Raw genomic sequence first — 20,278 nt, 5'->3', positions numbered from 1 at the left:
AACGGAATGGAGGACCGGTGGGGGCGGCTGAGGAGATCGCTGATTTCCGGCGCCGCTGCGCGAGTTGAAGCAGCGGTCCGGGCTGAGTCACGAGGCTCTGGCGAAGCGGGCGCACACGAGCACCTCGACGCCGCACCGGTACTGCAAGGGGGACGGAGCGCCGGCCGACAGCGCGGCCGTCTCCCGCTTCGGCCGGGTGTGCAAGGAAGGCGACTCCCGAGGAGCTGGTCGAGCTGCACCGGCGCCTTCCGCACCAGCGGCAGTCAGGGCCGTGCCGTCTGCGAGCACCTGGTCGGCGGCTCCGGCTGGTACAGGGTGGCGGAGAACCGATCCCAGGATCCCGACACCGAGGGCATGAACCGGTGGTGGTGTGGTCCTTCGGGACGCACTGCTGCTGACCGTGGTTGTCCGCCCTGAAGGACACACGGTGGGCACGACATCGCCGAGGGGTCCGACCAATGGCACGGAGGCGTCCGCCCAGGCTGTACGCCCCCGTGTTCGGGTCCGCACGAGGGGCCTCGGTCGCTTCCGCACACGATCCGCCGGAGGCTGCCAGCGACTACGTCGCAGCCCGGGCAGCCCCTCTGTCTGCGGTGCGACCGGTTCAGGCCTGGCCGAGGTCGATCTCTGCCGCGAACGGGGCGGTGACCTTCAGGACGCCAGTGAACACGTCCCCTTCTCGGTAGGTCATCGTCGCGGGGTCCAACAGGTACGTGTACACCAGCGGCGTACCGGTCGCGGCCTGCTCGATCCGCCAGTAGAAGCCGATCCCGGCCTTGGCGTACTGGTCGACCTTCACGATCCGGTCGGTGGTCTCCGAGCCCGGCGACACCACCTCGGCCACCAGCAGTACGTGCTCAGGCCGGGTGGGCGTGATGTCGATCGTGTCCGCGCGGTAGACGATGACGTCGGGACGGCGATTGGTCAGCGGGACGTCCTGCAGCCGGACGTCGAAGTCCGTGTCGGCGTTCCAGTCGGGTCCGGCGGCAGCATCCAGGGCGTTCGCCAGGATCCGGGCCAGCCGGTTGTGCCGCTTGGACGCGCTAGGGCTCACGACGACCATTCCGTCCACGATCTCGATGCCGGCGCACTGCTCCTCGGACCACGAGTCGTACTCCTCCGCCGTGATCTGCTCGTGCATCCACGCCGGGGCCACCATCTCGGCAGTCATGACATGCCTCCCGGGCACTGTGCCGCGGGCCCGATCCCGCTGCACTCACAGTACTGTCTCCCACTCGCCGGGCCGGCTCGGAGGCCGTGGCCGATCTCAATGCCGTACCTGTAGCGCAACCGCTCACACCCGGGGATTCCCCCACCTGCACGCCGCCGCCTGGACCGCCGTCGCACCCGCCCTGCTGGCCGGCGCCCCTGCCGACGCTGCTGTGGGCAGTCCCGACGAGGCCGGTCTCGACGAGTCCGGTCTCGAAGCCCACCCGGCTGAGCGCCGGCAGCGGGCGGCCGACCATCCCGCAGCCCGGCCCGCCCTGCGCCGCGCACTGTTCTTCTGGACCCGTCTCCACGGCATCCCGTCCCTGGAACTGGCAGGCCACTTCGCCGGCCTGGGTTTCCACCCGGCCGTGCTCTACGACACCGAACTGCAACAGCTCACACGACTGTCCGCGACATCCACCTCGCGGCGGTGAGAGCCGACTTGATGACATGGGCCGCGCCGACCGGGAGCGTGACCAAGCGCAGCAGGCCGTCTCGGGAAGGCAGGTCCCGCTGCCTGCGTGAGGGGGCGATTCGGGCGGGCCGGGCCCTCGTCCGGTGAACCAGCCAGGTGGTGTGGTCGGCCGTAGTGGTGCGGTTGCCGGTGCGCGCACCGGCAACCGGTCCAGACAATGAAGAACCCCCGGGTCTATGACCTGGGGGTTTCAATCTGGAGCGGGTGACGAGAATCGAACTCGCGCTCTCAGCTTGGGAAGCTGAGATCATTTGCGGTCGATTCAGACGCTGACCTGCGCTGATGATTGATCTGCGCCGTCGTCGGCGCCGCTGGTCTTCACCGTGGTTTCCCGCTGTTCCCCGTTCGATCTGGTGCGCTTGTGGTGCGGCCACAGGAGCCCAGCTCCGCACGGCCTCCTGCCCGGGGTGGGTACCGGAAGGCCTGAGGCGGATGCAGACCACCGGCTCTTGTCGCCGATTCGTCTCGTCGACGCTGGGCGTCGTGCCACAGTGCACCCATGCGCGCATTCATCAAGGGGATAGGTAGCCTCGCAGTCCTTGCCGCCCTGCTGTTTGGTGCGGTGGAGGGCGTAGCCTTCTTGGCGAGGTACGTGGGGCGACAAGTTTTCCATGGCGTGAACCCTACGGTTGCTGCTGCAGCCGTAACGGCGATGGCGACGGTTCTCGTAACCGTTGCCACGTTGGTTATTGGACGCTACCTCGAACGCCGGAAATCCGTCGAGGCAGAAATTCGAGCCAGTAAAATCCCCGTCTACACTAGGCTCGTAAGTGGACTCATGAGGACGGTCATGAACCCCGACTCTTCGAACGCAGATGAAGTGGCACAGTTCCTGCGGGAAATCACGCCGGATCTAATTACGTGGGCCTCCGACGACGTTCTGCTTGCCTGGTCAAAATTCAAGAGGGAAGCGCAAGTTCTCGCAGCTGAGGATACGATATTTAGCTTCGAGGAACTTTTGTCCGCAATTCGCCGAGACTTCGGGCACAGTGGCAGGCAGGTGAAGGAGGGGGACCTCCTCGCTCTCTTCATCAATGATATCGACGAACAGTTGACCCGGCGGCGCGCCCAGAGAGGCGCCGTGTGAGCACTCCGAGCTGGTGTTAGGCAGCGGTTGCGCCAACACGCTTTCCAACTGTGTTGGTGAGGTTGCGGGCGTCGTTCGCGGCCGTTCACCTGCGTTCATGACCGGCCCGTTGGACTGCCAGGAAGAATCGATGGCCTGTCCTGAACGGCGACGAACGAAGATGAATGAGACGGAAATTGAGACGGGAGCCGGCTCGCTGCGAGCAGCCTGTGCGGGTTCTGCCTGCGCCACACGCAGCCTTGAGGTTGTCAGCGCTTGATGCGTCCGCGTACGGCCAAGACGGCCAAGACACGCCGGCGACGAGGGTAGCCAAGTAAGCAGTTCGTTCGGCGTCAGTGATATGAGCCAGACATGCAGTGCACCCACGGACACGGATTCCGCGGCAGCGGCCTGGGAAGGTGGCAGGGTCGCTGCGCCCGCAGCGGGTCGAGGAGGGCGCTGTCATGAAGGGCTCCCGACATCACGCGTTATACGTCAGGCGACACGGTATAGGGCAGATCACATAAAACTATCGTCCGACTGTCGGCCAACGGGGTCATCTTCGACAGCTCTTGGCGGGCGGGTAATGTACGCGACCTCGTCAAGGACGAACAGCACTCGGACCCTGAGCGTGGGAAGCTGGGCGGCTGCTGATCTGACCTGCGGTGGATCGGCCAAGGAGCCTCACTGACCGGCGGCCTAGACACCGCTATTCGCCGTGGTTCCCCGCACTATCTGGCACGCATCTGGCATTGGCGTGGCCTCATCCGTGCGTCTGCTCTGGCCCACGGGTTATTCGTAGGTGGGCGCAACTCGCAAAGCGAGTGCGAAGAAGGTCCAGTCACCGTGACCGATAGGTCCCGGCTGGCGTTGCTGTACCAGCCGTCCGCGTCACCGATCCGTGCCGCTAGGGCTTGCAGGAAATTACGAGGTCCGCGTTCTCCAGTGGGTGGCCCGCACGGTGTGGCTTCGATGGAGGGCACGGACGAAGCCATCTTCGGATATCGGGATCAAGAGAAGTGGTCATGAGCGGCACTTTAATTGGCACGCTGACGGTAGGAAGTTCACCTTAGTGAACACTGCTTTAGGGAGTCTGTTACTACGAAAAATTTGCCCCAGGCGCAAATCGTTCCCACGTCGCCGCAAGAAGTTCCGTTATTTCTTCCCAGTCATGTCGGAATAGGCTGAAATTAGTGTCCCCACAGCGGCGGCTGCGGCTATTACGGCTCCAGCAAGGCTGATTTTTTCCATGGCATTACGCCTGCTCCACCAGTTCTCATGAGGCACTTCGCCTGTCGGGTTGAGGATCGACCTATTTACGCTAGCGGTGGCCGTGAGTCCGCTAATCGTGGCAATTAAAGTTCCCGCGATAACTCCAGTCATGAATCTCCCCGGCGTTCCTTCATCGAGTGCCAATTCGGCTCCGGCGAGCATGGACAGGATAATCAGTAATCCGAGCAAAGCCATGCTGATTAGCCCAGCGAAGGTGGCCGTTCGGCTTGCCCGCTCTGCGGGTGCCCTCTCATCCGCGACTGCCCGCAGTATCGCCCTCAATCGAGCAGCCTGCCCATAGACCCAAGTCGGATCCGTCGCTGAAACCGAGACTGACACGTCATATCGAGTGAAACGGACTGATACATCCCTAGTGCCCTGTGTTGCCCTAAAAGACAGGTTTGACCAGTTCGGATTACCTGGCACTAGTGAAGCAACACCAGAGACCAGGGAAGCCAAGGTGTCGCGCCGTAGAGACGTATCACCCTGGGTGGTTTCGAATATGATCGATTCGGCGTCAAATCCTTCGCTTGCGATGCCAAAGAGGCGGTCGAGTTGCGACATGCCTACTCGATAGTTGTAGTAGGTTCCGACACTAGTGATCCGGTTCTCGTGTACAGTCACGCATTAAATTGTGCACGAGATCGGCTCACTAGAGGGTGACGCAGGGAATCTCCATGTCAGCGGTCCGTGATCGTTTTCCTTGAAGGGCAGCCGCGAGGCGCGGACTGGGCGACTCGTCCAAGCCATGCGTTTCAACTCACCACTACTTTCGTGAGTGATCAGCGTCTGAGGCAAGCGGTGACTATAGGGCGGCGTAGCGGCTTTGGGCTGGAGCTGCTTTGGCGCGAGTGATCATGGCCCCGTAAGCTTGCGGCGCGTCGGGCAGTCTGTGGACCTGCCCGGTAAAGCACGACGTTGGGGCCATGATCTTCGAGGCTCGCGCCAAAGTGGCTCCGTAAAGCCGTGGAGTCGACCGCCCCAGCCACGACGTGCCCCTTCTCTGACGTCAGATGGCTGCACACTTTATGCGCGGCACGGGCGCCGGCCGGGCTGGAGCGGGGCGGAGACAGGAGCGCAGGCCCGGCCGGGGGCCGGGCCGCGCGCGGTGAGCGGAGCGAGCCGCCTTGAACCCGTGAAGAAGGTTGTTACTCAGTAGCGGCTGTGATGCGCCACAAGGGAGCGTCGTACTGCTGCGGACGGCCGTTGATGAGCAGTTGGCGCAGGTCCTCGCGCAGGGAGCCGTTGAGGTTCAGGGCCTCTGTGAGACGGCGGAAGGTCGTGTGGGTGATTCCGCGGCTGCGGGCCTCGGCTTCGAACTGGTCGAGCTGAGACAGTACGGCCTCATGGTCGAGCTGCGCTGGTGGTTGGTCCTTAAGCCACGCGGCCTTGTTGCGCTCGTAGTCGATCTCCGAGTAGCCGCAGATTTCGCGGCTGTGTGCCTCGACCTCGTCCAGGGTGGCGGTCGTCAGGATGGCGCGGGCCAACTCGTTGCGATTCAGCGCCTCGTCCAGGTCGATCTCATGGACCGCCGGTCCTTCGTTGGTGAGCGGGACCGGGAGGCCGGCGTCTCGCATCTCGCAGGTGCCGCGTACGCCTCGGGCTGTCGCCGCGAGCATCCCGGTCGCCTCAGACGGGTGCCACTCCAGGACCGAGCTGATCGGCTCGATGTCTTTCGCTGTGAGGGTGTGGATGAGCGGGCCGAGCATGCCGCGTAGTTCGTCGAGAGGGAGTTCGCCATCGAGGCCGGGGCCCGCCACCAACAGGCGGACGGGAGCGTTCACCTGGCAGCACGCGGCGAGCGTGACGGCATCGGCAAGCGGGCTCTTCAGCGTCGGTTCATCCCCGCGGGCGAGGATGTCACCGCCCACGTCCAAGAGGTCGATCGACTCTGGCGACAAGCGGTCCACCAGCTCTTCGAGTTGGCGGGTGATGCCCTCGACCCCGTGGCGTGGATCGATCAGCGCGAACGTGTGCCAGAGCTCTGCTGCAAGTCGGGGGAGTGTCGAGCCTGCCGGAGCGATCGGACGGGCCTCGGCCGGCACTGCCCAGACTGCTGGTGTGAGGGGTTTGAGGCCGGTGAAGTTGTCTGGTCCTCGGGGACCCGGAACGGGGTCGATCAGGAGGCGGTCCCACGCGTACGTGAGGATCACCGCCTGGTCCTCGTCGCCGTAGAGGGCGGCGTGAATCACTGCGGCGGCGACTGCGTCGCCCCCTCCTCCTGCTGCGACGATCAACCGCGTCATGCGTCTCAGCCTACGGGGTGGGGGGTTGACCACTCACCCTATAGTGGCTAGAGGCCATAGCCACTTGTATCGAGAAGCAGGCCTCAGCTCGGTAGCGGGGTGCCCGACTACTCGCCTGGGGCTCGCCTTGGGTGAGGAGGACTGATGCCGCAGATCGAGGAGGCTCAGCCGAAGTATCTCCAGATCGCGCACTACATCCGTGATCAGATTCTTCGGGGTGACCTGCGACCGGGGGACGAGGTGCCGTCCGAACGGCAGTTGGCGGCTGACTGGAAGGTGTCCCGGCCCACGGCTGCACGGTCGTTGGAGGCGCTGAGTCATCAAGGGCTCGTCGAGAAGCGCCAGGGATCGGGTACGTACGTGCGGAGTCTGGAGGTCAACCGGCGGGCTCGTGAGTTGTACGGCCGCGCTCGGCAGACCGGGAAGATCTACACGTCTGGTGAGTACGCCGTGATCACCTCTGCCGGTTGGCTGGAGGCGCCGGATCATGTGGCTGAGGCGCTGGGCCTGGTCAAGGACCGTCGGGCGGTGCACCGACGGCGGGTGACCAACAACCAGGACGGGCCGATCACGCTGTCCACCTCGTGGTTTGCTCCGGATGTCGGTCAGCGTGCGCCGAAGCTTCTGGAGCCGGAGCGGATCCAAGAAGGGACGCTCCTGTACGTCGAGAACATGACCGGACGGCAGGGGAGTTACGCGGAAGATCGCATGTGCGCGCGTGAGGCGACGGAGGAAGAGGCCGAGGACCTGCAACTTGCGGCCGGCTCCGCCGTCCTGATTGTGCACCACGTCGTCTTCGACCTCCAGGACCGGCCGTTGGAGTTCGCTGAGGCTACCTACCCGCCGCATCGCTGGGCCTTCGAGCAGGGCTACCCACTGACCTGAGGGGGCCAGTTGCTGCGAATCGCTTGCGCCTCACAAGTGGCTAATGCCACTATCCGGGAAGTGGCTAAGGCCACTTCACTGGGAGGAGGCGCGGTGTGACGAGTCAGCGGCCGGAGCAGGGCACGCAGTTACCTTGCCCGGGGTGCCGGGGGCGCGGCTGGAAGCGTGTCGGCTCGCGTACGACCCTGGCGCTTGCCACCGCCGCAGATCGCACCCGCGCCACATCGAAGCGGCGCTGCCTTGACTGCGACGGTAGCGGCAGGAAGTGAGCACCCATGGCCTACATGATCGACCGCTACCCGTCTGAGGAATCACCGCGTCTCGGTGCGATGACCTTGCACCCTGTCGCTGAGTCCGTACCGCGGGCTCGGCGCTGGTTCCGCAAGTTCATCGCCCCGTACAACCCGGCCTGCTCCGTCGACGACTGTGTGCTGATGATCTCGGAGCTGGTGACCAACGCCATCGCTTACGGCCGGTCGGACGACCCCTGGCTCGTCCGGGTCGAATGGTTCCGTGAGGGGGATTCGCTTCGGGTCGACGTACACAACCCTGGCTTTCCGGCGAACGTACGGCTGAGGCACCCCGACGCCGACGATTCCCACGGGCGTGGACTGCTCCTGGTCAATTCGCTGGCCGAGTCGTGGCACGCCGCACCGAGCCGCTTCGGCGGAACCGTCGTCTCCTTCGTGATGGCCGATGCCTGGCCCGGAAGGTAAGAGTTCGCTCCGCTTCTACTTCGACAATCGAAGATTCGCTAGTCTGGTTGACCAGTTGACTTGGCCAATCTCGACGGGCGGCGTTCATGGCGTATGAAGTGGAGCCACCGAAGTACGTGCGCCTCGCGCAGACGATCCAGCGCCGTATCGAGGATGGCACGTATGCGCCCGGCACGCGGGTTCCCAGTGAGAACCAACTGGTGCAGGCCTTCGGGATGTCTCGGCCGACCGTTGTCCGGGCGCTGGAGCTGCTGAAGCGTGATGGCTGGGTGGAGTCCCGGCAGGGTTACGGCACGATCGTGCGGGGGCGCCCGGCCGTCGTCGAGCAGAACGACCGCCGGGGTAGTGAAGTGCTCGCGCGCGACGAGTCGCAAGCGGCAGGGCGGTTGGTCGAGGTCAGCTACGTCCCTGTTCCGGCGCGGGTCGCTTCCGCGCTCGGGCTGCCCAAGCGGGCCAAGATCCTCATGCGTCGATTCCTGGTCGAAGACGACGGCGAACCGGCTGAGCTGGTGTCGTCGTACTTCCCCGCCGGCCTGGTCGAGGGCACTGAGCTGGAGAGTGCCGAAGCGCTGACGGGTGGCACCCGCGCACACCTGGAGGCGCGCAAGAAAGTCCGCTTCGACCATGTGACGGAACGGATTTCGGCCCGTCTGCCCGAGCGCGCCGAAGCGGAGCTTCTGGAGCTCCCTGAGGGGGTTCCGGTCCTCAGCGTCCTGGTCGTCGCGTGCGACGCTTCCGGCCAGGCGCTGCAAGTCTCCGACGTGTTGCTTCCTGCTGACCGGCAGGAACTGGAAGACACCTACCGCCTGAACTGAACCCGAATAACGGCCAGTTCGCCGCCGGCCCCACCCGATTCGCACTTGACAAGTCAACTTGGCGTCTCTAGCTTCGAACTTGCTAAGTCAACTTGTCAGGCTGGCGGGTTGATCGACTCAGGAGGAGAAATCTGTGCGTGTGATTCGTATCGACGCCTCGGCCGCCACGATCCTGCTCACCGAAGCGCCGGCGCCGAAGGTGCGTGACCGGCAGACCGGTGAGATCGCCAAGGACGCCGTGAGCGGTGAGGCACTGATGACGGTCGGCGTCGTCTACATCGACGAGGGTGAGTCGTCGCTGATCCAGGTCACCGTCCCCGAGAGCGGTGTGACGGACGGACTGACCGTCGGCGCCCCGGTCTCGCTGCCGGGGCTCATCGCCCGGCCGTGGGAAAGCGTCTTCAACGGCCAACAGCGGCACGGCATCGCCTACCGCGCGACCGCTGTCGCTCCTGGTGCCTTCTCGATGGAGCAGGCGGGCTGATCGTCATGACCGACCTGGTGACGTGGGCCGAGCTGGGCGGGTCGCTCGCTGCGATAGGCGGCGCGGCCTACGCCCGGCACGCCCATCCGGCGGCGTACTGGTCCGTGGTCGGGCTGCCCGTCTCGATGGCCCGGCTGCTGGCCTCGTACACCTCCACCATGGACGCGTGCGGCCTGACGGTCGAGCCGCCCCGGTGGCGGGCCCTGGCCGTCAAGGCCACGACTCGCCGTGAGGTCCGGCCGGTGCCTCCTCGCCGGGGCATGATCCGGCCCACCTCGACCGGTCTGCGGCTCCGGCTGCGGCTGGCTCCGGGCCAGGAACCGGCGGACGTGGCGGCCTCGGCCGAACGGCTACGGCACGCCTGGAGCGTTCACGCCGTGTACGTGCGGGACGTCAAGCCCGGTGTCGTGGAACTGCGGCTCGTCGGCTTCGACGTCCTGCGGAAGGTACGGATGCCCCGCCGGGCCGACGTCGGTCCGCTCCGCGTGCCGGTGGCTCTGCGCGAGGACGCAACCGCCTTCGTCCGGGACTACCGGGCCGTCCCCCACGAACTCGTGCTCGGTGCCACGCTGTCCGGAAAATCCATGTTCCTGCGGAACCTGCTGGCCGGGCTGGCCGCTCAGCCGGTGGTCCTGGTCGGGATCGACTGCAAGCGCGGGGTGGAGCTGGCGCCGTTCGCTCCCCGGCTCTCGGCGCTGGTGACCGATCCGGAGCAGGCGGCCGAGCTGCTGCCCGTGCCCGTCAAGGAAATGGAGGACCGATACGACCTGATCAAAGCGCGACAGGGCATCGCGCCAGGCACCCCGGATGAGCTGATCACCTCGGACGTCTGGGGCCTGCCGGAGGACGAACGCCCCGCTCCCATCGTGCTGTTCGTCGACGAGGTGGCGGAACTCTTCCTCGTCGCCACAAGGAAGGAGGAGGAACGACGGGACGAGATGGTCACCCAGCTCATCCGGCTCGCCCAGCTCGGCCGCGCGGCCGGCATCTATCTGGAGGTCTGCGGGCAGCGATTCGGGGCCGAGCTGGGCAAGGGAGCGACCATGCTCCGGGCTCAGCTCACCGGCCGTGTCTGCCATCGGGTGAACGACGAAGCGTCCGCAAAGATGGCGCTCGGGGACATCGCCCCTGAGGCTGTTATGGCCGCCTGCGCCATCGCGGCCGAGTTGCCCGGCCTCGCCGTCGTCGGCGACACGTCCGGTGGATGGTCCCGCATCCGCACCCCTCACCTGTCCCTCGCCGACGCTGCGGTCACCTGCCGCGAGACGGCACACCTCGCACCGGATATTCCGGCGCTCGCGCCGTTCCGGCCTCACGTTCCACCCGTGCCGGTGATGGAGTGCGGACCTCTGGCCACTCCTCAGCCGATCACCGAGTAACCGACCCACTCCCACGGTCGGCGCGGCCGTCCCGCGCCAAGTCCCTACCCCACCCATGCCCGGAACTGGAAGGAGTGGCCGTGCGCGCCCTGCCCGTCCGTGTGGACGCCGTACTTGTCCAAGCGCTGATCGCCGCCGCGCTGTCCTTTGCTCACCTGCATGACCTGGCGCTGGCCGCCGGACAGGACGGCTGGAAGGCGTGGGCCTATCCGGTCTCCGTCGACCTGCTGTTGGTGGCGGCCTGGCGGCGCCTGCGCTCCGGTGAGGCGAAGACCGCCGGGTGGTGCTGGTTCCTCGTCGCGCTGACGGCGTCCCTCGGCGCCAACGTCGCCACCGCCGGACTGCTCGACTTGGAGAACGTACCGGCCTGGCTCCGCATCCTCGTCGCCGGATGGCCCGCGGTCGCCTTCCTGGGCGGCACGCTGCTCGCCCACGGAGCAACGAATCCCAGCAAGGACCCGGCGACGGCACCGGAACCACCTTCAACGGCACAGACGCCGGAACCGACCGCCGCAGACGTCGAGCCGCCCACGACTGCGCCCGAACTGATGGCTTCCTCACCGGAGTCGACGCCGCTGCCTCCGTCCCCGGTCCCTCCCGCGCTCGTGACCCTCGCCCGCAAGGTCGCCGACGAACACCGCGCCCGGACCGGGACCGACATCGACACCTCGACCCTTTGCGCCCGGCTCGGTGTGCCCATGCCGCTCGCCGAAGCCATCACCACCCAACTCACCTGACCCGGAGGAATCTCCCCCTTGCGCCCGTCCACGCTCCGCGCGCTCAAGCGCGCCGCAGAGCTGACCCGACAGAACCGCCTGACCGAAGCCGTGCTGATCGCCGAACCGGTGATCCTCGCCGCCGACAGCTACGAGGGCGACGAGATCTTGCGCTGGCTGGCCGACCACGTCACCGACTTCACCGGCGAGACCGACAAGGAGATGCCCTGATGTCCGCCAACCGCCGTTTCCGCCGCGTCGTCCGCATCGGCCCCGTCCAGATCGGCACCTACTACGACGGCCGGGGCCGCGAGAAGCACACCGCCGCCTGCACGGCTCCGCGCTGCGGCTTCGCCACCGACTACGACAGCCGCGCCGCCGCCGAGCTCGCCGCGCGCACCCACCGCTGCCGCGTCCGCTGAGGAGCTCCCATGACCGTCTCGCTGCCGCTCGTCTTCGTCCTGGGCGTCATCGCCTCGGCCGCGATCAAGTTCCTCGGCATCCGCCTCTGGGTCGCCGTCGTGATCGCGCTGTTCGGCTTCTGGCTCTCACACACCATCCTCGCCCCGGCCATCGAGTCCGGCACTCGCTCCGGAGTCGACGTCGTCAACGGCACCCACGAATGACACCCCGACCGACAAGGAGTCCCGCGATGTTCCGCCCCAAGCTGCCCGACACCCCGCACATCCAGAGCATCACCAGCCACATCCCGCAGGACCATGCCCCGGCTCCCTCCGCCGGCCGCTCGATCGCCCCGTTCGTTGGGGTCGGCGCCGGTGCGGTGGCCGCCGTGGTCGTGGTCGGCGTCGTCCTCACCGCGCTCCTGGCGGCGGTCGCCGTCTCGGCCGTGTCCGTGGCCATCGCCGCCGTGGTCCTGCGCTCCCTCGTCACTGGCGCCAACAGGCGCTGACCGGCCGCCGGGGCGGCAAACGCCGCCAAGCATCCCGCCGCCCCGGGGCCATCCCTCCCAACCGCCGAAACAGCCGAAAGGAAGACCCATCATCACCCGGCAGACTCCGCCACCGCTGGCGGAACTCTCCATGCTGGCCTCCCTCGGCACCATGCCCGAGCTGGCCCGCCAACTTTCCGGCCTGGGCGGCTGCACCAACCCCGTGCGCCTCGACGGCCACCGCACCGAGTACGCGGTCGACCGGACGACCGGAGAGATCGGGCGCGTCCTCCACCACCTCGACTCGTCCTCCCTGCCCGCCGGAAGTCTCCTCGTCCGCTGCAACAACCGTCGCGCCACCCGCTGCGCGGCCTGCGCGGAGGTCTACCGCCGAGACACCTTCCACCTGATCACCGCCGGACTCCGCGGCGGCAAGGGCACCGCCGAACAGGTCGGCACGCACCCGCGCGTCTTCGCCACCCTCACCGCACCGAGCTTCGGCCCCGTCCACAACCGCCCTTCCAGCGGGCGGCCCTGCCGCTGCGGTGCCCGGCACGACGACACAGACCCGGCCCTCGGCACGCCCCTCGATCCGGACGCGTACGACTACGAAGCGGCCGTGCTCTGGAACGCCCACGCCGGAGCCCTCTGGCGGCGCTTCTCGATCTACCTGCGCCGTGAGATCGCCAAGCGCGCCGGACTCACCCAACGCGCGTTTCGGCATCACGCACGCGTCTCCTTCGCCAAGGTCGCCGAGTACCAGAAGCGGGGCGCCGTCCACTTCCACGCGGTCATCCGCCTGGACGGCCCGGAGGGCGGCGACACGGCCCCTCCCGCCTGGGCCTCCGCCGAACTGCTGACCGACGCCGTCCATGCCGCAGCCACCGCCACACGCGTCAGCGGACCGGACGTCGACGGCCGCGCCCACACCTTCACCTTCGGACGTCAACTCGACGTCCGCACCATCCGCTCCGCCGACTTCGACGGTGGCCAGGAACTGACCGAACGGGCCGTCGCCGCGTACATCGCCAAGTACGCCACCAAAGGCGCCGAGACAGCGACCGGCACCCTGGACCGGCCGATCCGCTTCCTCGCCGAACTGGCACAGGCCCGGATCACCGACCACGCCCGCCGCATGATCCGCACCGCCTGGACCCTCGGCGCACGCAAGGACCTCGAACACCTTCGCCTGCGTGCCTGGGCCCACATGCTCGGATTCCGCGGCCACTTCTCCACCAAGTCCCGCCGCTACTCCACCACCCTCGGCGCCCTCCGTGACGCGCGCGCCGCATGGCGCCGCGCCCAAGCCGCCACGGCCGCTCCCCAGGACGGCGAAACCACGCTCGTCCTCGCCCACTGGGCTTTCGCCGGAACCGGCCTCAGCACCGGTGAGCAATGGCTGGCCGCGTCCCTCGAACCCGCTCCCGGAACGGAAGGAGAGCCCACCACATGAACGACCGCTACCTGTCCGTCGACCAGGTCGCCGAGCTGCTCGGCACGACTCCCCGCTTCCCCAGGCGGCTTATCGAGGAACGGCGCATCCGGTACGTGAAGGTCGGCCGGCATGTGCGTATCCCGGAGAGCGCCATCGAGGAGTTCGTTCGGTCCAGGACCGTCGAGCCGGTCAAGCCCCGTCGCGCCACACTTCGGAGGGCTGCCTGATGGCGAACAAGAAGGGGAGGCGTCGCCGCTTCGGTGCGGTGCGCCAGTACCGGTCCGGACGCTGGACCGCGTCATACCTCGGGCCCAACGGTGAGCGCATTCGCGCGGAGGAGACCTTCGACACCAAGAAGGACGCCGAGATCTGGCTGTCCCAGGTAGAGGCCGACCTCAGCCGCGGGGACTGGCGCGCCCCTGATGCCGGAGCCGTCAACTTCCGCGTGTACGCCGAGAAGTGGGTTGAAGAGCGGGAGCTGTCCGTCCGCACCGACGACCTGTACAAGCATCTCCTGCGCCTATACATCCTCCCGACCTTCGGCACGCTCGACCTGTACGAGATCACCGCTCCCCGCGTCCGCGAGTGGCGAGCGGAGCGACTCCGCACCACCGGGGCCAAGACGGCCGTAGCCAAGGCGTACCGCCTCCTCAAGGCCATCCTGGAGACGGCTGTGGACGACGACCTGATCAGCCGCAATCCGTGCCGGATCAAGGGCGCGGGCAAGGAGTCAGCCGCCGAACGCCGTATCGCCACCGTCGCCCAGGTCGACGCTCTCGCCGATGCGATCGGCATCCGCTGGCGCCTCATGGTCTACCTGGGCGCGTACGGTCCGATGCGGCCGGAGGAACTGGCCGGCCTTCGCCGCCGAGACGTCGACCTGGACAACCTCGTCATCCGCGTCCGCGTGGCTGAGCCCGAGCGGACGAACGGTAGGCGCGCCCCCGGCGAGACCAAGTCAGACGCGGGCGTTCGCACGATCGTCCTCCCGGCCTTCCTCCACAAGGAGGTGAAGCGACAACTTGCTTGGTACGCCGAGAAGGGGCCGGATGGTCTGGTCTTCGTAGGGGAGAAGGGCGCGCCCTTCCGGCGTACCTCCTTCGGTCGGAAGTGGCGCCGTGCTCGCGCGGTCGCCGGTCTCCCGGACGGCTTCCGCTTCTACGACCTCCGCCACACCGGGCACACCCTCTCGACCCGCTCCGGCGCCACCCTCAAGGACACGATGGTCCGTGCCGGGCAGTCCTCGGAGAAGGCCGCGCTGATCTATCAGCACTCCGACGAGGAGCGGCAGCGGGAGGTGGCCGCCGGGCTCGACGACCTGGTGCGGGTTGAGCGTGCGAAGTGCAACACGGACGACCCTACGCACCACAGCGAGGAGGCTGCCGAGAGCTAATGGTGCGGTTATTGTGCGCGACCGGGCCACCGGTCTAGACAACAAAGAACCCCCGGGTCTCTGACCTGGGGGTTTCGCATGGAGCGGGTGACGAGAATCGAACTCGCGCTCTCAGCTTGGGAAGCTGATGTTCTACCATTAAACTACACCCGCGTAAGTACGGACGGTCCCGGGGAACCGGTGTCCGGACGCTCGCTCACTTTACATCATCGCAGGCCTCCGGTGCTCGGACCCCGGGGGTCTGAGTCTGTTTCAGGGGTGGGATCCGGCTGCGGGTGGCTGGAGTTGGGGCGTACCGTGGAGGCGTGGGAGCGGGCTCCGGCGAGGCCGGAGTGCCGCCTGGAGAGTCGTCTCTTTGATCCCGTAATGTGGCTTTTGCCGTCCGGGCAGCAACGCCGGACGGGGCTCTTGGGGAAGGGACTTGAGGGACTTGATGGAACGCACCGTCGTCCGATGCGCGGATGGTCACGTCTTCAGCACCGCCACGTTCCCGATGCAGCAGGCCGGCCGGCTCGGCCCCGGCCGGCTCGTCCGGTGCCCGCGCTGCGCCCGGCTGCGCAGCGCCGTACCGGTGGCCCTGCAGAAGCGGTAGGCAGGGGCGGTAGACGGAAGCGGTGGACCGAAGCGGTGGACCGAAGCGGTGGACGGAAGCGGTAGGCGGAGGCGAACGGGACTCGTTGTAGTCGAAAGGTGACAGCAGGCGCGCGGAGCCGTCACGATTGCCCAGGCTCCGCGCGCCTTGCGTATCCTCGCTACGTGCTTCTCTCAGACAAGGACATCCGGGCCGAGATCGACGCCGGGCGGGTACGGATCGATCCCTACGACGAATCCATGGTGCAGCCGTCGAGCATCGACGTCCGGCTGGACCGGTACTTCCGGGTGTTCGAGAACCACCGGTACCCGCACATCGACCCCTCCGTCGAGCAGGCGGACCTGACGCGGCTGGTGGAGCCGGAGGGTGACGAGCCCTTCATCCTGCACCCCGGGGAGTTCGTGCTGGCCTCCACCTACGAGGTCATCACCCTCCCCGATGATCTCGCCTCGCGGCTTGAGGGCAAGTCCTCGCTGGGCCGGCTCGGGCTCGTCACGCACTCCACCGCCGGGTTCATCGACCCAGGCTTCAGCGGACACGTCACCCTGGAGCTGTCCAACCTCGCCACGCTCCCGATCAAGCTGTGGCCGGGCATGAAGATCGGGCAGCTGTGCATGTTCCGGCTGTCCTCCCCCGCCGAGTTCCCCTACGGCAGTGAGCGCTACGGCTCCCGCTACCAGGGGCAGCGCGGGCCGACCGCCTCGCGGTCCTTCGTCAATTTCCATCGGACCCAGGTGTGAGGGCAGCAGCGGCATGAGTGACGTGCGGGAGAACCTGACGTACGAGCGGTTCGGGACCGCCATCCGTGAGCTGGCGCAGACCATCGCCGACGACGGGTACGTGCCCGACATCGTGCTGAGCATCGCGCGCGGCGGCGTCTTCGTCGCCGGCGGGCTCGCCTACGCCCTGGACTGCAAGAACATCCACCTGGTCAACGTCGAGTTCTACACCGGTGTGGGCACCACCTTGGAAATGCCGGTCATGCTCGCGCCCGTGCCGAACGTGATCGACTTCTCCGACAAGAAGGTGCTGATCACCGACGACGTCGCCGACACCGGCAAGACGCTGAAGCTGGTGCGCGACTTCTGCCTCGACACCGTCGCCGAGGTGCGCTCCGCGGTGATCTACGAGAAGTCCCACTCCCTCGTGAAGTGCGAGTACGTCTGGAAGCGCACCGACGACTGGATCAACTTCCCGTGGAGCGTCGAGCCGCCCGTCGTGGAGCGGGCCGGACAAGTCCTCGACGCCTAGTCCCACGCCGGACCCACGCCGGTCACGACGGAAACGCCGAAGGGCCCCCGGCTGCTCGCGCCGGGGGCCCTTCGCGTGTGCCGGGGCCGGGCGCTAGAACGTGCCCAGCTTCACGATCGACAGCAGCGCGATCAGCTGGATGGCCGAGGCACCCAGCGCCTTCGGCCAGGGCAGGTCGTGGGAGCGGGAGACCATCAGGGTCAGCAGGGCGCCCGCGCCGATCCAGGTGGCCCAGCCGAGGATCTGGACGAAGCCGGCGTCGCCGCCGAAGAACATGGCGACGACCAGGCGGGGGGCGTCGGTGAGGGCCGTGATCAGCATGGAAAGCCCCACCGTCGGCTGCCACGCGCCGTCGCCGCCGAGCTGGCGGGCCAGGGTGTGGGTGACCACGCCGAGGATGAACAGACCGATCACCATCACGACCGCCGTCACCAGCACGATCGGCACCGCGTTGGAGAGCGTCGCGGTGATCACGTCCTCGCGGGCGCCGTCGAAGCCGAAGACCGCGAGCAGGCCGTAGAGGAAGGTCACGATGAGGGCGGGGGCCCACATCGTGTAGTCCCGCATGCGCAGGAACGTCTGGTCGGGGGAGAGGATGATCCCCTTCAGCAGTTCCTTCCAGTGCAGGGGCGGGCCGAGCGGTGCGGCCGGCGCGGCGGCCGCACCGGCGTGGTAGGTCGCGCCCTGGGTGTAGCCGGCGGCCTCGTCGACCGAGAAGGCCTGGGTGTGACCCGGGTTGTTGGCCGCGTAGGGGTCGTGTCCGCCGTGCCCGGGGCCTGTGGGGCCCGGGTAGCCGCCGTCGCCGAAGTACTCCGGACCGTCGTCGGCCGGGCCCGGATATCCGTACTGCTGTCCCTGCTGCGGGTACGGCGGCTGTGGCGCCGACGGGTAGCCGCGCGAGGGGCCCGACGGGCCCGGCCGCCCGTACGACGGCCCTCCGGGCCGACCGGGTCCCTGCCCGTGCCCGTACGAGGGTCCCTGCGGCGCCTGCTGTCCTTGGGGGGTGCGGTTGTCCCGGCCCCCGCGTCCGATCCTGAATCCAGCCACGTCATCGAACGTACCTGGTCCGGACGGCCGATGTGCCGGGCCCGGCGGTCCGGGCCCGGCTTTGCGGCTGACCTGTGACATCCCCTAAGGGACCGTCAGGCACGTCACCGGGTGTTTCTCAGGGTTCCGCACGTCGCTCAGGCAGCGGGGCGGCTCGGCCCCCGGGCGGAACCCGGTGATGCGGGGGCGGCCCGGAGCCGCTCCCTACGCCTCAGTCCGCGATGACGGCGCCGAACTGCGGGGTGCCGGTGGTGGAGACACCCACGGTGGAGGCGCCGAAGGCCCGCGCACCGGTGGTGGTGATCTTCGAGCCGTCGGACGGGAGGTAGGTGACCGCGCCGTCGCCGCTGTTCTCGTACGAGCTGACGACCAGGTCGGCCCTGCCGTCCCCGGTGACGTCGTCGAGTTTGACGTCGGTGCCGAACAGGTCGGACTTCTCGTCGCTGCCGGGGACGCCCGCGGTGTTCTGGGAGAAGGCCTGAGTACCGGAGGTGGTGTTCACACCGGAGGCGGAGCCGTACAGGACGGTGACGCTGCCGGCGTCGGTCACGCTGCCGATGTTCTCCTGCGGGCTGCTGACGACGAGGTCCTGGTAGCCGTCGCCGTTGACGTCACCGAGGTCCAGCTCGTAGCCGAAGGCGTCGCCCTTCTCCGAGGTGCCGGGCACGTTGCCGGTGTTCTGGGTGATGCCGGCGGTGGCGGCCGGGCCGGAGGCGGAGCCGTAGGTGACGTTCACCCTGCCGCCGTCGGTGGCGCCCGGGTTGGTGGTGCCGTCGGCGTCCTTGGCGTCCCAGTCGGCACCGCTGACGATGTCGCCGAAGCCGTCGCCGTTGATGTCGCCGATGGCGGTGATGATGCCGGGCTTGAGGGCCTCGGCGGAGGAGCCGCTGAGGCCGCTCGCGGTGCCCGGCAGCCAGTAGTTGGTGTTCCAGCCGTACTGCGTCTCGGTCTCGTAGCCGTCGACGACGAGGTCGGTGCGGCCGTCGCCGTTGACGTCACCGGCGGTCAGGTTGAGCGGGCCGTACGGGTAGTCGTTCGTGCCCGACTGGATCGGCGGCTTGACGGTGGTGCGGCTGCCGTAGGCGCCGGCGGTGGTGAAGCCGCCCTTGTACAGGTACAGGGTGGCGGCCGAGGCGCCGACGGCCAGGTCGGCCTTGCCGTCGCCGTCGAAGTCGCCGGCGGCCAGGGTCTTGCCCCAGAAGTCGTGGGAGGAGGGGGCGGGGTCGGGCACGTCGATGCCCTTGCCGGTCAGGCCGCTCGCGGAACCCCACAGGATGGCGAGGCCGCCGCCGTTGGTGTCGGTGCCGACCTTCTCGCTCATGGCCCCGACGGCGAGGTCGTCGTAGCCGTCGCCGTTGAAGTCGGCGTACGCCAGGTCGCCGCCGAACAGGTCGCCGGCCTCGGCGGTGCCGGGGACGCCGGAGGTGTTCTGGCTGATGGTGGTGCGTTTGGCGGAGGAGACGCCGGTGGCCGTGCCGTACGTGACGACGACCTGACCGGCGCTCCGGTGGCCGCTGACGTAAGCGGTCGCGGCGGACGTGGCGATGTCGCCGATGCCGTCGCCGTTGAAGTCGGCCGTAGCCACCTTGAAGGAGTCGGCGGCGGTGGCGGGCGACGCGGCGAACGTGAGCAGACCGCCGGTCAGCGCGGCGGCCACGGCCGTCGCGAGGGCGAGTCGCGGGTGGGTGTGCATGCGGTCTCCTGCGGCATGCGGGGGATGCCTGGCGGGGCATCCACAGACGATGGGGGGGCGGACCGCCCGTGTTCGTCGTGGGTTGTCCCGCAGTTCACCGGGCGGTCGGCGATGGGGAGACATGCCGTGGGGAGCAAGGGTTGTACGTGAGTTCGGAAACGATATGAGATCACTGTGCCTGGAGGGGCCCGTGTGTGGCCCTGCCGGGAGCGGTCGTGCGCCGGGTACTGGTCCTCTTGGTGTACGCCTTCACCACCGGCTTCCGAGAACGGCTGCCGTGTGGGCCAGGATGGGTCCATGAGCGTAGTGAAGATCAACGTGCTGACCGTTCCCGCCGAGCAGCGGGAGACGCTGGAGAAGCGGTTCGCTTCGCGGGCCCACGCCGTGGAGAACTCCGACGGCTTCGAATGGTTCGAGCTGCTGCGGCCCGTCGAGGGCACCGACCAGTACCTCGTGTACACGCGCTGGCGCGACGAGGAGTCCTTCCAGGCGTGGATGGAGGGCCCCATGAAGGCCGCGCACCAGGGCGGCGGCGAGGGCGCGGAGCGCCCGAAGCCGGCGGCCTCCGGCTCCACCCTCTGGTCCTTCGAGGTCGTGCAGCAGGCGGCCCCGAAGAACGCCTGAGCCCGGCCGCCCGGACACGACGGCGCCCCCTGCCTGTGCGGGTCAGGGGGCGCCGTCGGGTCTTTCAGCGACCGGTCACTTCACCGGCTCC

Annotated in this window: 25 protein-coding genes and 1 tRNA gene; 20 read left to right on the top strand and 6 right to left on the bottom strand. The window is 67.8% G+C overall.

Annotation, left to right across the window (positions count from 1 at the left end):
• Positions 1–64: 64 nt before the first annotated feature.
• On the top strand, positions 65–358 hold the full coding sequence (locus JK359_RS13995) for a helix-turn-helix domain-containing protein (protein ID WP_236677831.1): 294 nt from the start codon (positions 65–67) through the stop codon (positions 356–358).
• A 246-nt stretch (positions 359–604) separates the two neighbouring features.
• Here the strand turns inward: JK359_RS13995 and JK359_RS13990 are convergent, their stop codons facing one another.
• A complete protein-coding gene (locus JK359_RS13990; protein WP_201835505.1) occupies positions 605–1,171 on the bottom strand; it encodes a Uma2 family endonuclease in 567 nt (188 codons plus the stop codon).
• 211 nt (positions 1,172–1,382) lie between these two features.
• On the opposite strand from JK359_RS13990, the gene JK359_RS38980 reads away from it, so the two are divergent.
• On the top strand, positions 1,383–1,643 hold the full coding sequence (locus JK359_RS38980; protein ID WP_307788101.1) for a WHG domain-containing protein: 261 nt from the start codon (positions 1,383–1,385) through the stop codon (positions 1,641–1,643).
• A gap of 540 nt (positions 1,644–2,183) precedes the next feature.
• On the top strand, positions 2,184–2,771 hold the full coding sequence (locus JK359_RS13980) for a hypothetical protein (protein WP_201835503.1): 588 nt from the start codon (positions 2,184–2,186) through the stop codon (positions 2,769–2,771).
• A 1,134-nt stretch (positions 2,772–3,905) separates the two neighbouring features.
• On the opposite strand, the gene JK359_RS13975 is transcribed toward JK359_RS13980, so the two are convergent.
• On the bottom strand, positions 3,906–4,646 hold the full coding sequence (locus JK359_RS13975) for a hypothetical protein (RefSeq protein ID WP_201835502.1): 741 nt from the start codon (positions 4,644–4,646) through the stop codon (positions 3,906–3,908).
• A 524-nt stretch (positions 4,647–5,170) separates the two neighbouring features.
• A complete protein-coding gene (locus JK359_RS13970) occupies positions 5,171–6,268 on the bottom strand; it encodes a DUF1152 domain-containing protein (RefSeq protein ID WP_201835501.1) in 1,098 nt (365 codons plus the stop codon).
• Between the two features lie 144 nt (positions 6,269–6,412).
• Between JK359_RS13970 and JK359_RS13965 the strand changes: the two genes are divergently transcribed.
• The 13 genes from JK359_RS13965 to JK359_RS13905 all read left to right on the top strand — a co-directional run bounded on the left by JK359_RS13965 (position 6,413) and on the right by JK359_RS13905 (position 14,980).
• Positions 6,413–7,153, top strand: coding sequence for a GntR family transcriptional regulator (locus tag JK359_RS13965; RefSeq protein WP_201835499.1), 741 nt, complete (start codon positions 6,413–6,415; stop codon positions 7,151–7,153).
• Between the two features lie 275 nt (positions 7,154–7,428).
• Positions 7,429–7,869 carry an ATP-binding protein gene (locus JK359_RS13960; protein ID WP_201835497.1) on the top strand — a complete coding sequence of 147 codons (441 nt, stop codon included), beginning with the start codon at positions 7,429–7,431 and terminating at the stop codon, positions 7,867–7,869.
• An 86-nt stretch (positions 7,870–7,955) separates the two neighbouring features.
• Positions 7,956–8,684, top strand: coding sequence for a GntR family transcriptional regulator (locus JK359_RS13955; protein WP_201835495.1), 729 nt, complete (start codon positions 7,956–7,958; stop codon positions 8,682–8,684).
• Between the two features lie 133 nt (positions 8,685–8,817).
• On the top strand, positions 8,818–9,168 hold the full coding sequence (locus JK359_RS13950) for an SCO3933 family regulatory protein (protein ID WP_201835493.1): 351 nt from the start codon (positions 8,818–8,820) through the stop codon (positions 9,166–9,168).
• 5 nt (positions 9,169–9,173) lie between these two features.
• Entirely contained in the window at positions 9,174–10,547 is a 1,374-nt protein-coding gene (locus JK359_RS13945) for an FtsK/SpoIIIE domain-containing protein (protein ID WP_201835491.1), read from the top strand.
• Between the two features lie 80 nt (positions 10,548–10,627).
• Positions 10,628–11,284, top strand: a complete 657-nt coding sequence (locus JK359_RS13940; protein WP_201835489.1) for a DUF2637 domain-containing protein — start codon at positions 10,628–10,630, stop codon at positions 11,282–11,284.
• 18 nt (positions 11,285–11,302) lie between these two features.
• Positions 11,303–11,494: an RING finger protein gene (locus JK359_RS13935; protein WP_104783024.1), complete on the top strand. Its 192-nt coding sequence runs from the start codon at positions 11,303–11,305 to the stop codon at positions 11,492–11,494.
• Positions 11,494–11,685 carry a mobile element transfer protein gene (locus tag JK359_RS13930; RefSeq protein WP_201835488.1) on the top strand — a complete coding sequence of 64 codons (192 nt, stop codon included), beginning with the start codon at positions 11,494–11,496 and terminating at the stop codon, positions 11,683–11,685. The genes JK359_RS13935 and JK359_RS13930 overlap by 1 nt, the downstream gene beginning before the upstream one ends.
• 9 nt (positions 11,686–11,694) lie before the next feature.
• On the top strand, positions 11,695–11,889 hold the full coding sequence (locus JK359_RS13925; protein ID WP_201835487.1) for a hypothetical protein: 195 nt from the start codon (positions 11,695–11,697) through the stop codon (positions 11,887–11,889).
• A 26-nt stretch (positions 11,890–11,915) separates the two neighbouring features.
• Positions 11,916–12,173, top strand: a complete 258-nt coding sequence (locus JK359_RS13920; protein ID WP_201835486.1) for a SpdD protein — start codon at positions 11,916–11,918, stop codon at positions 12,171–12,173.
• Positions 12,174–12,303: 130 nt separating this feature from the next.
• Positions 12,304–13,605, top strand: a complete 1,302-nt coding sequence (locus JK359_RS13915) for a replication initiator (RefSeq protein ID WP_201835485.1) — start codon at positions 12,304–12,306, stop codon at positions 13,603–13,605.
• Positions 13,602–13,814 carry an excisionase family DNA-binding protein gene (locus tag JK359_RS13910; RefSeq protein WP_199214848.1) on the top strand — a complete coding sequence of 71 codons (213 nt, stop codon included), beginning with the start codon at positions 13,602–13,604 and terminating at the stop codon, positions 13,812–13,814. The genes JK359_RS13915 and JK359_RS13910 overlap by 4 nt, the downstream gene beginning before the upstream one ends.
• On the top strand, positions 13,814–14,980 hold the full coding sequence (locus JK359_RS13905) for a tyrosine-type recombinase/integrase (protein WP_201835484.1): 1,167 nt from the start codon (positions 13,814–13,816) through the stop codon (positions 14,978–14,980). Before JK359_RS13910 ends, JK359_RS13905 begins: the two co-directional genes overlap by 1 nt.
• A gap of 79 nt (positions 14,981–15,059) precedes the next feature.
• Here the strand turns inward: JK359_RS13905 and JK359_RS13900 are convergent.
• A tRNA-Gly gene (locus tag JK359_RS13900) sits at positions 15,060–15,133 on the bottom strand.
• 280 nt (positions 15,134–15,413) lie between these two features.
• On the opposite strand from JK359_RS13900, the gene JK359_RS13895 reads away from it, so the two are divergent.
• From JK359_RS13895 to JK359_RS13885, 3 genes are all read left to right on the top strand, one after another.
• The gene (locus JK359_RS13895; RefSeq protein ID WP_201835483.1) at positions 15,414–15,572 is read left to right on the top strand and encodes a hypothetical protein; all 159 of its coding nucleotides are present in this window, start codon (positions 15,414–15,416) and stop codon (positions 15,570–15,572) included.
• 164 nt (positions 15,573–15,736) lie between these two features.
• Positions 15,737–16,312, top strand: coding sequence for a dCTP deaminase (gene dcd / locus JK359_RS13890; RefSeq protein ID WP_201835481.1), 576 nt, complete (start codon positions 15,737–15,739; stop codon positions 16,310–16,312).
• Between the two features lie 13 nt (positions 16,313–16,325).
• Complete coding sequence (locus JK359_RS13885; protein ID WP_201835479.1) at positions 16,326–16,823, top strand: phosphoribosyltransferase; 498 nt, start codon at positions 16,326–16,328, stop codon at positions 16,821–16,823.
• A gap of 93 nt (positions 16,824–16,916) precedes the next feature.
• Here the strand turns inward: JK359_RS13885 and JK359_RS13880 are convergent, their stop codons facing one another.
• Positions 16,917–17,951 (bottom strand): Yip1 family protein, encoded by a 1,035-nt coding sequence (locus JK359_RS13880; protein WP_201835477.1) that lies wholly within the window; start codon positions 17,949–17,951, stop codon positions 16,917–16,919.
• A gap of 130 nt (positions 17,952–18,081) precedes the next feature.
• Positions 18,082–19,563, bottom strand: a complete 1,482-nt coding sequence (locus JK359_RS13875; RefSeq protein ID WP_201835475.1) for a VCBS repeat-containing protein — start codon at positions 19,561–19,563, stop codon at positions 18,082–18,084.
• A gap of 297 nt (positions 19,564–19,860) precedes the next feature.
• Between JK359_RS13875 and JK359_RS13870 the strand changes: the two genes are divergently transcribed.
• Positions 19,861–20,187 carry an antibiotic biosynthesis monooxygenase family protein gene (locus JK359_RS13870; RefSeq protein WP_201835473.1) on the top strand — a complete coding sequence of 109 codons (327 nt, stop codon included), beginning with the start codon at positions 19,861–19,863 and terminating at the stop codon, positions 20,185–20,187.
• Positions 20,188–20,278 lie beyond the last annotated feature (91 nt).

The sequence above is a fragment of the Streptomyces actinomycinicus genome (genome assembly GCF_016741775.1).
GTDB classification, from domain to species: Bacteria; Actinomycetota; Actinomycetes; order Streptomycetales; family Streptomycetaceae; genus Streptomyces; species Streptomyces actinomycinicus.
This window is presented reverse-complemented; position numbering and strand designations above follow the sequence as displayed.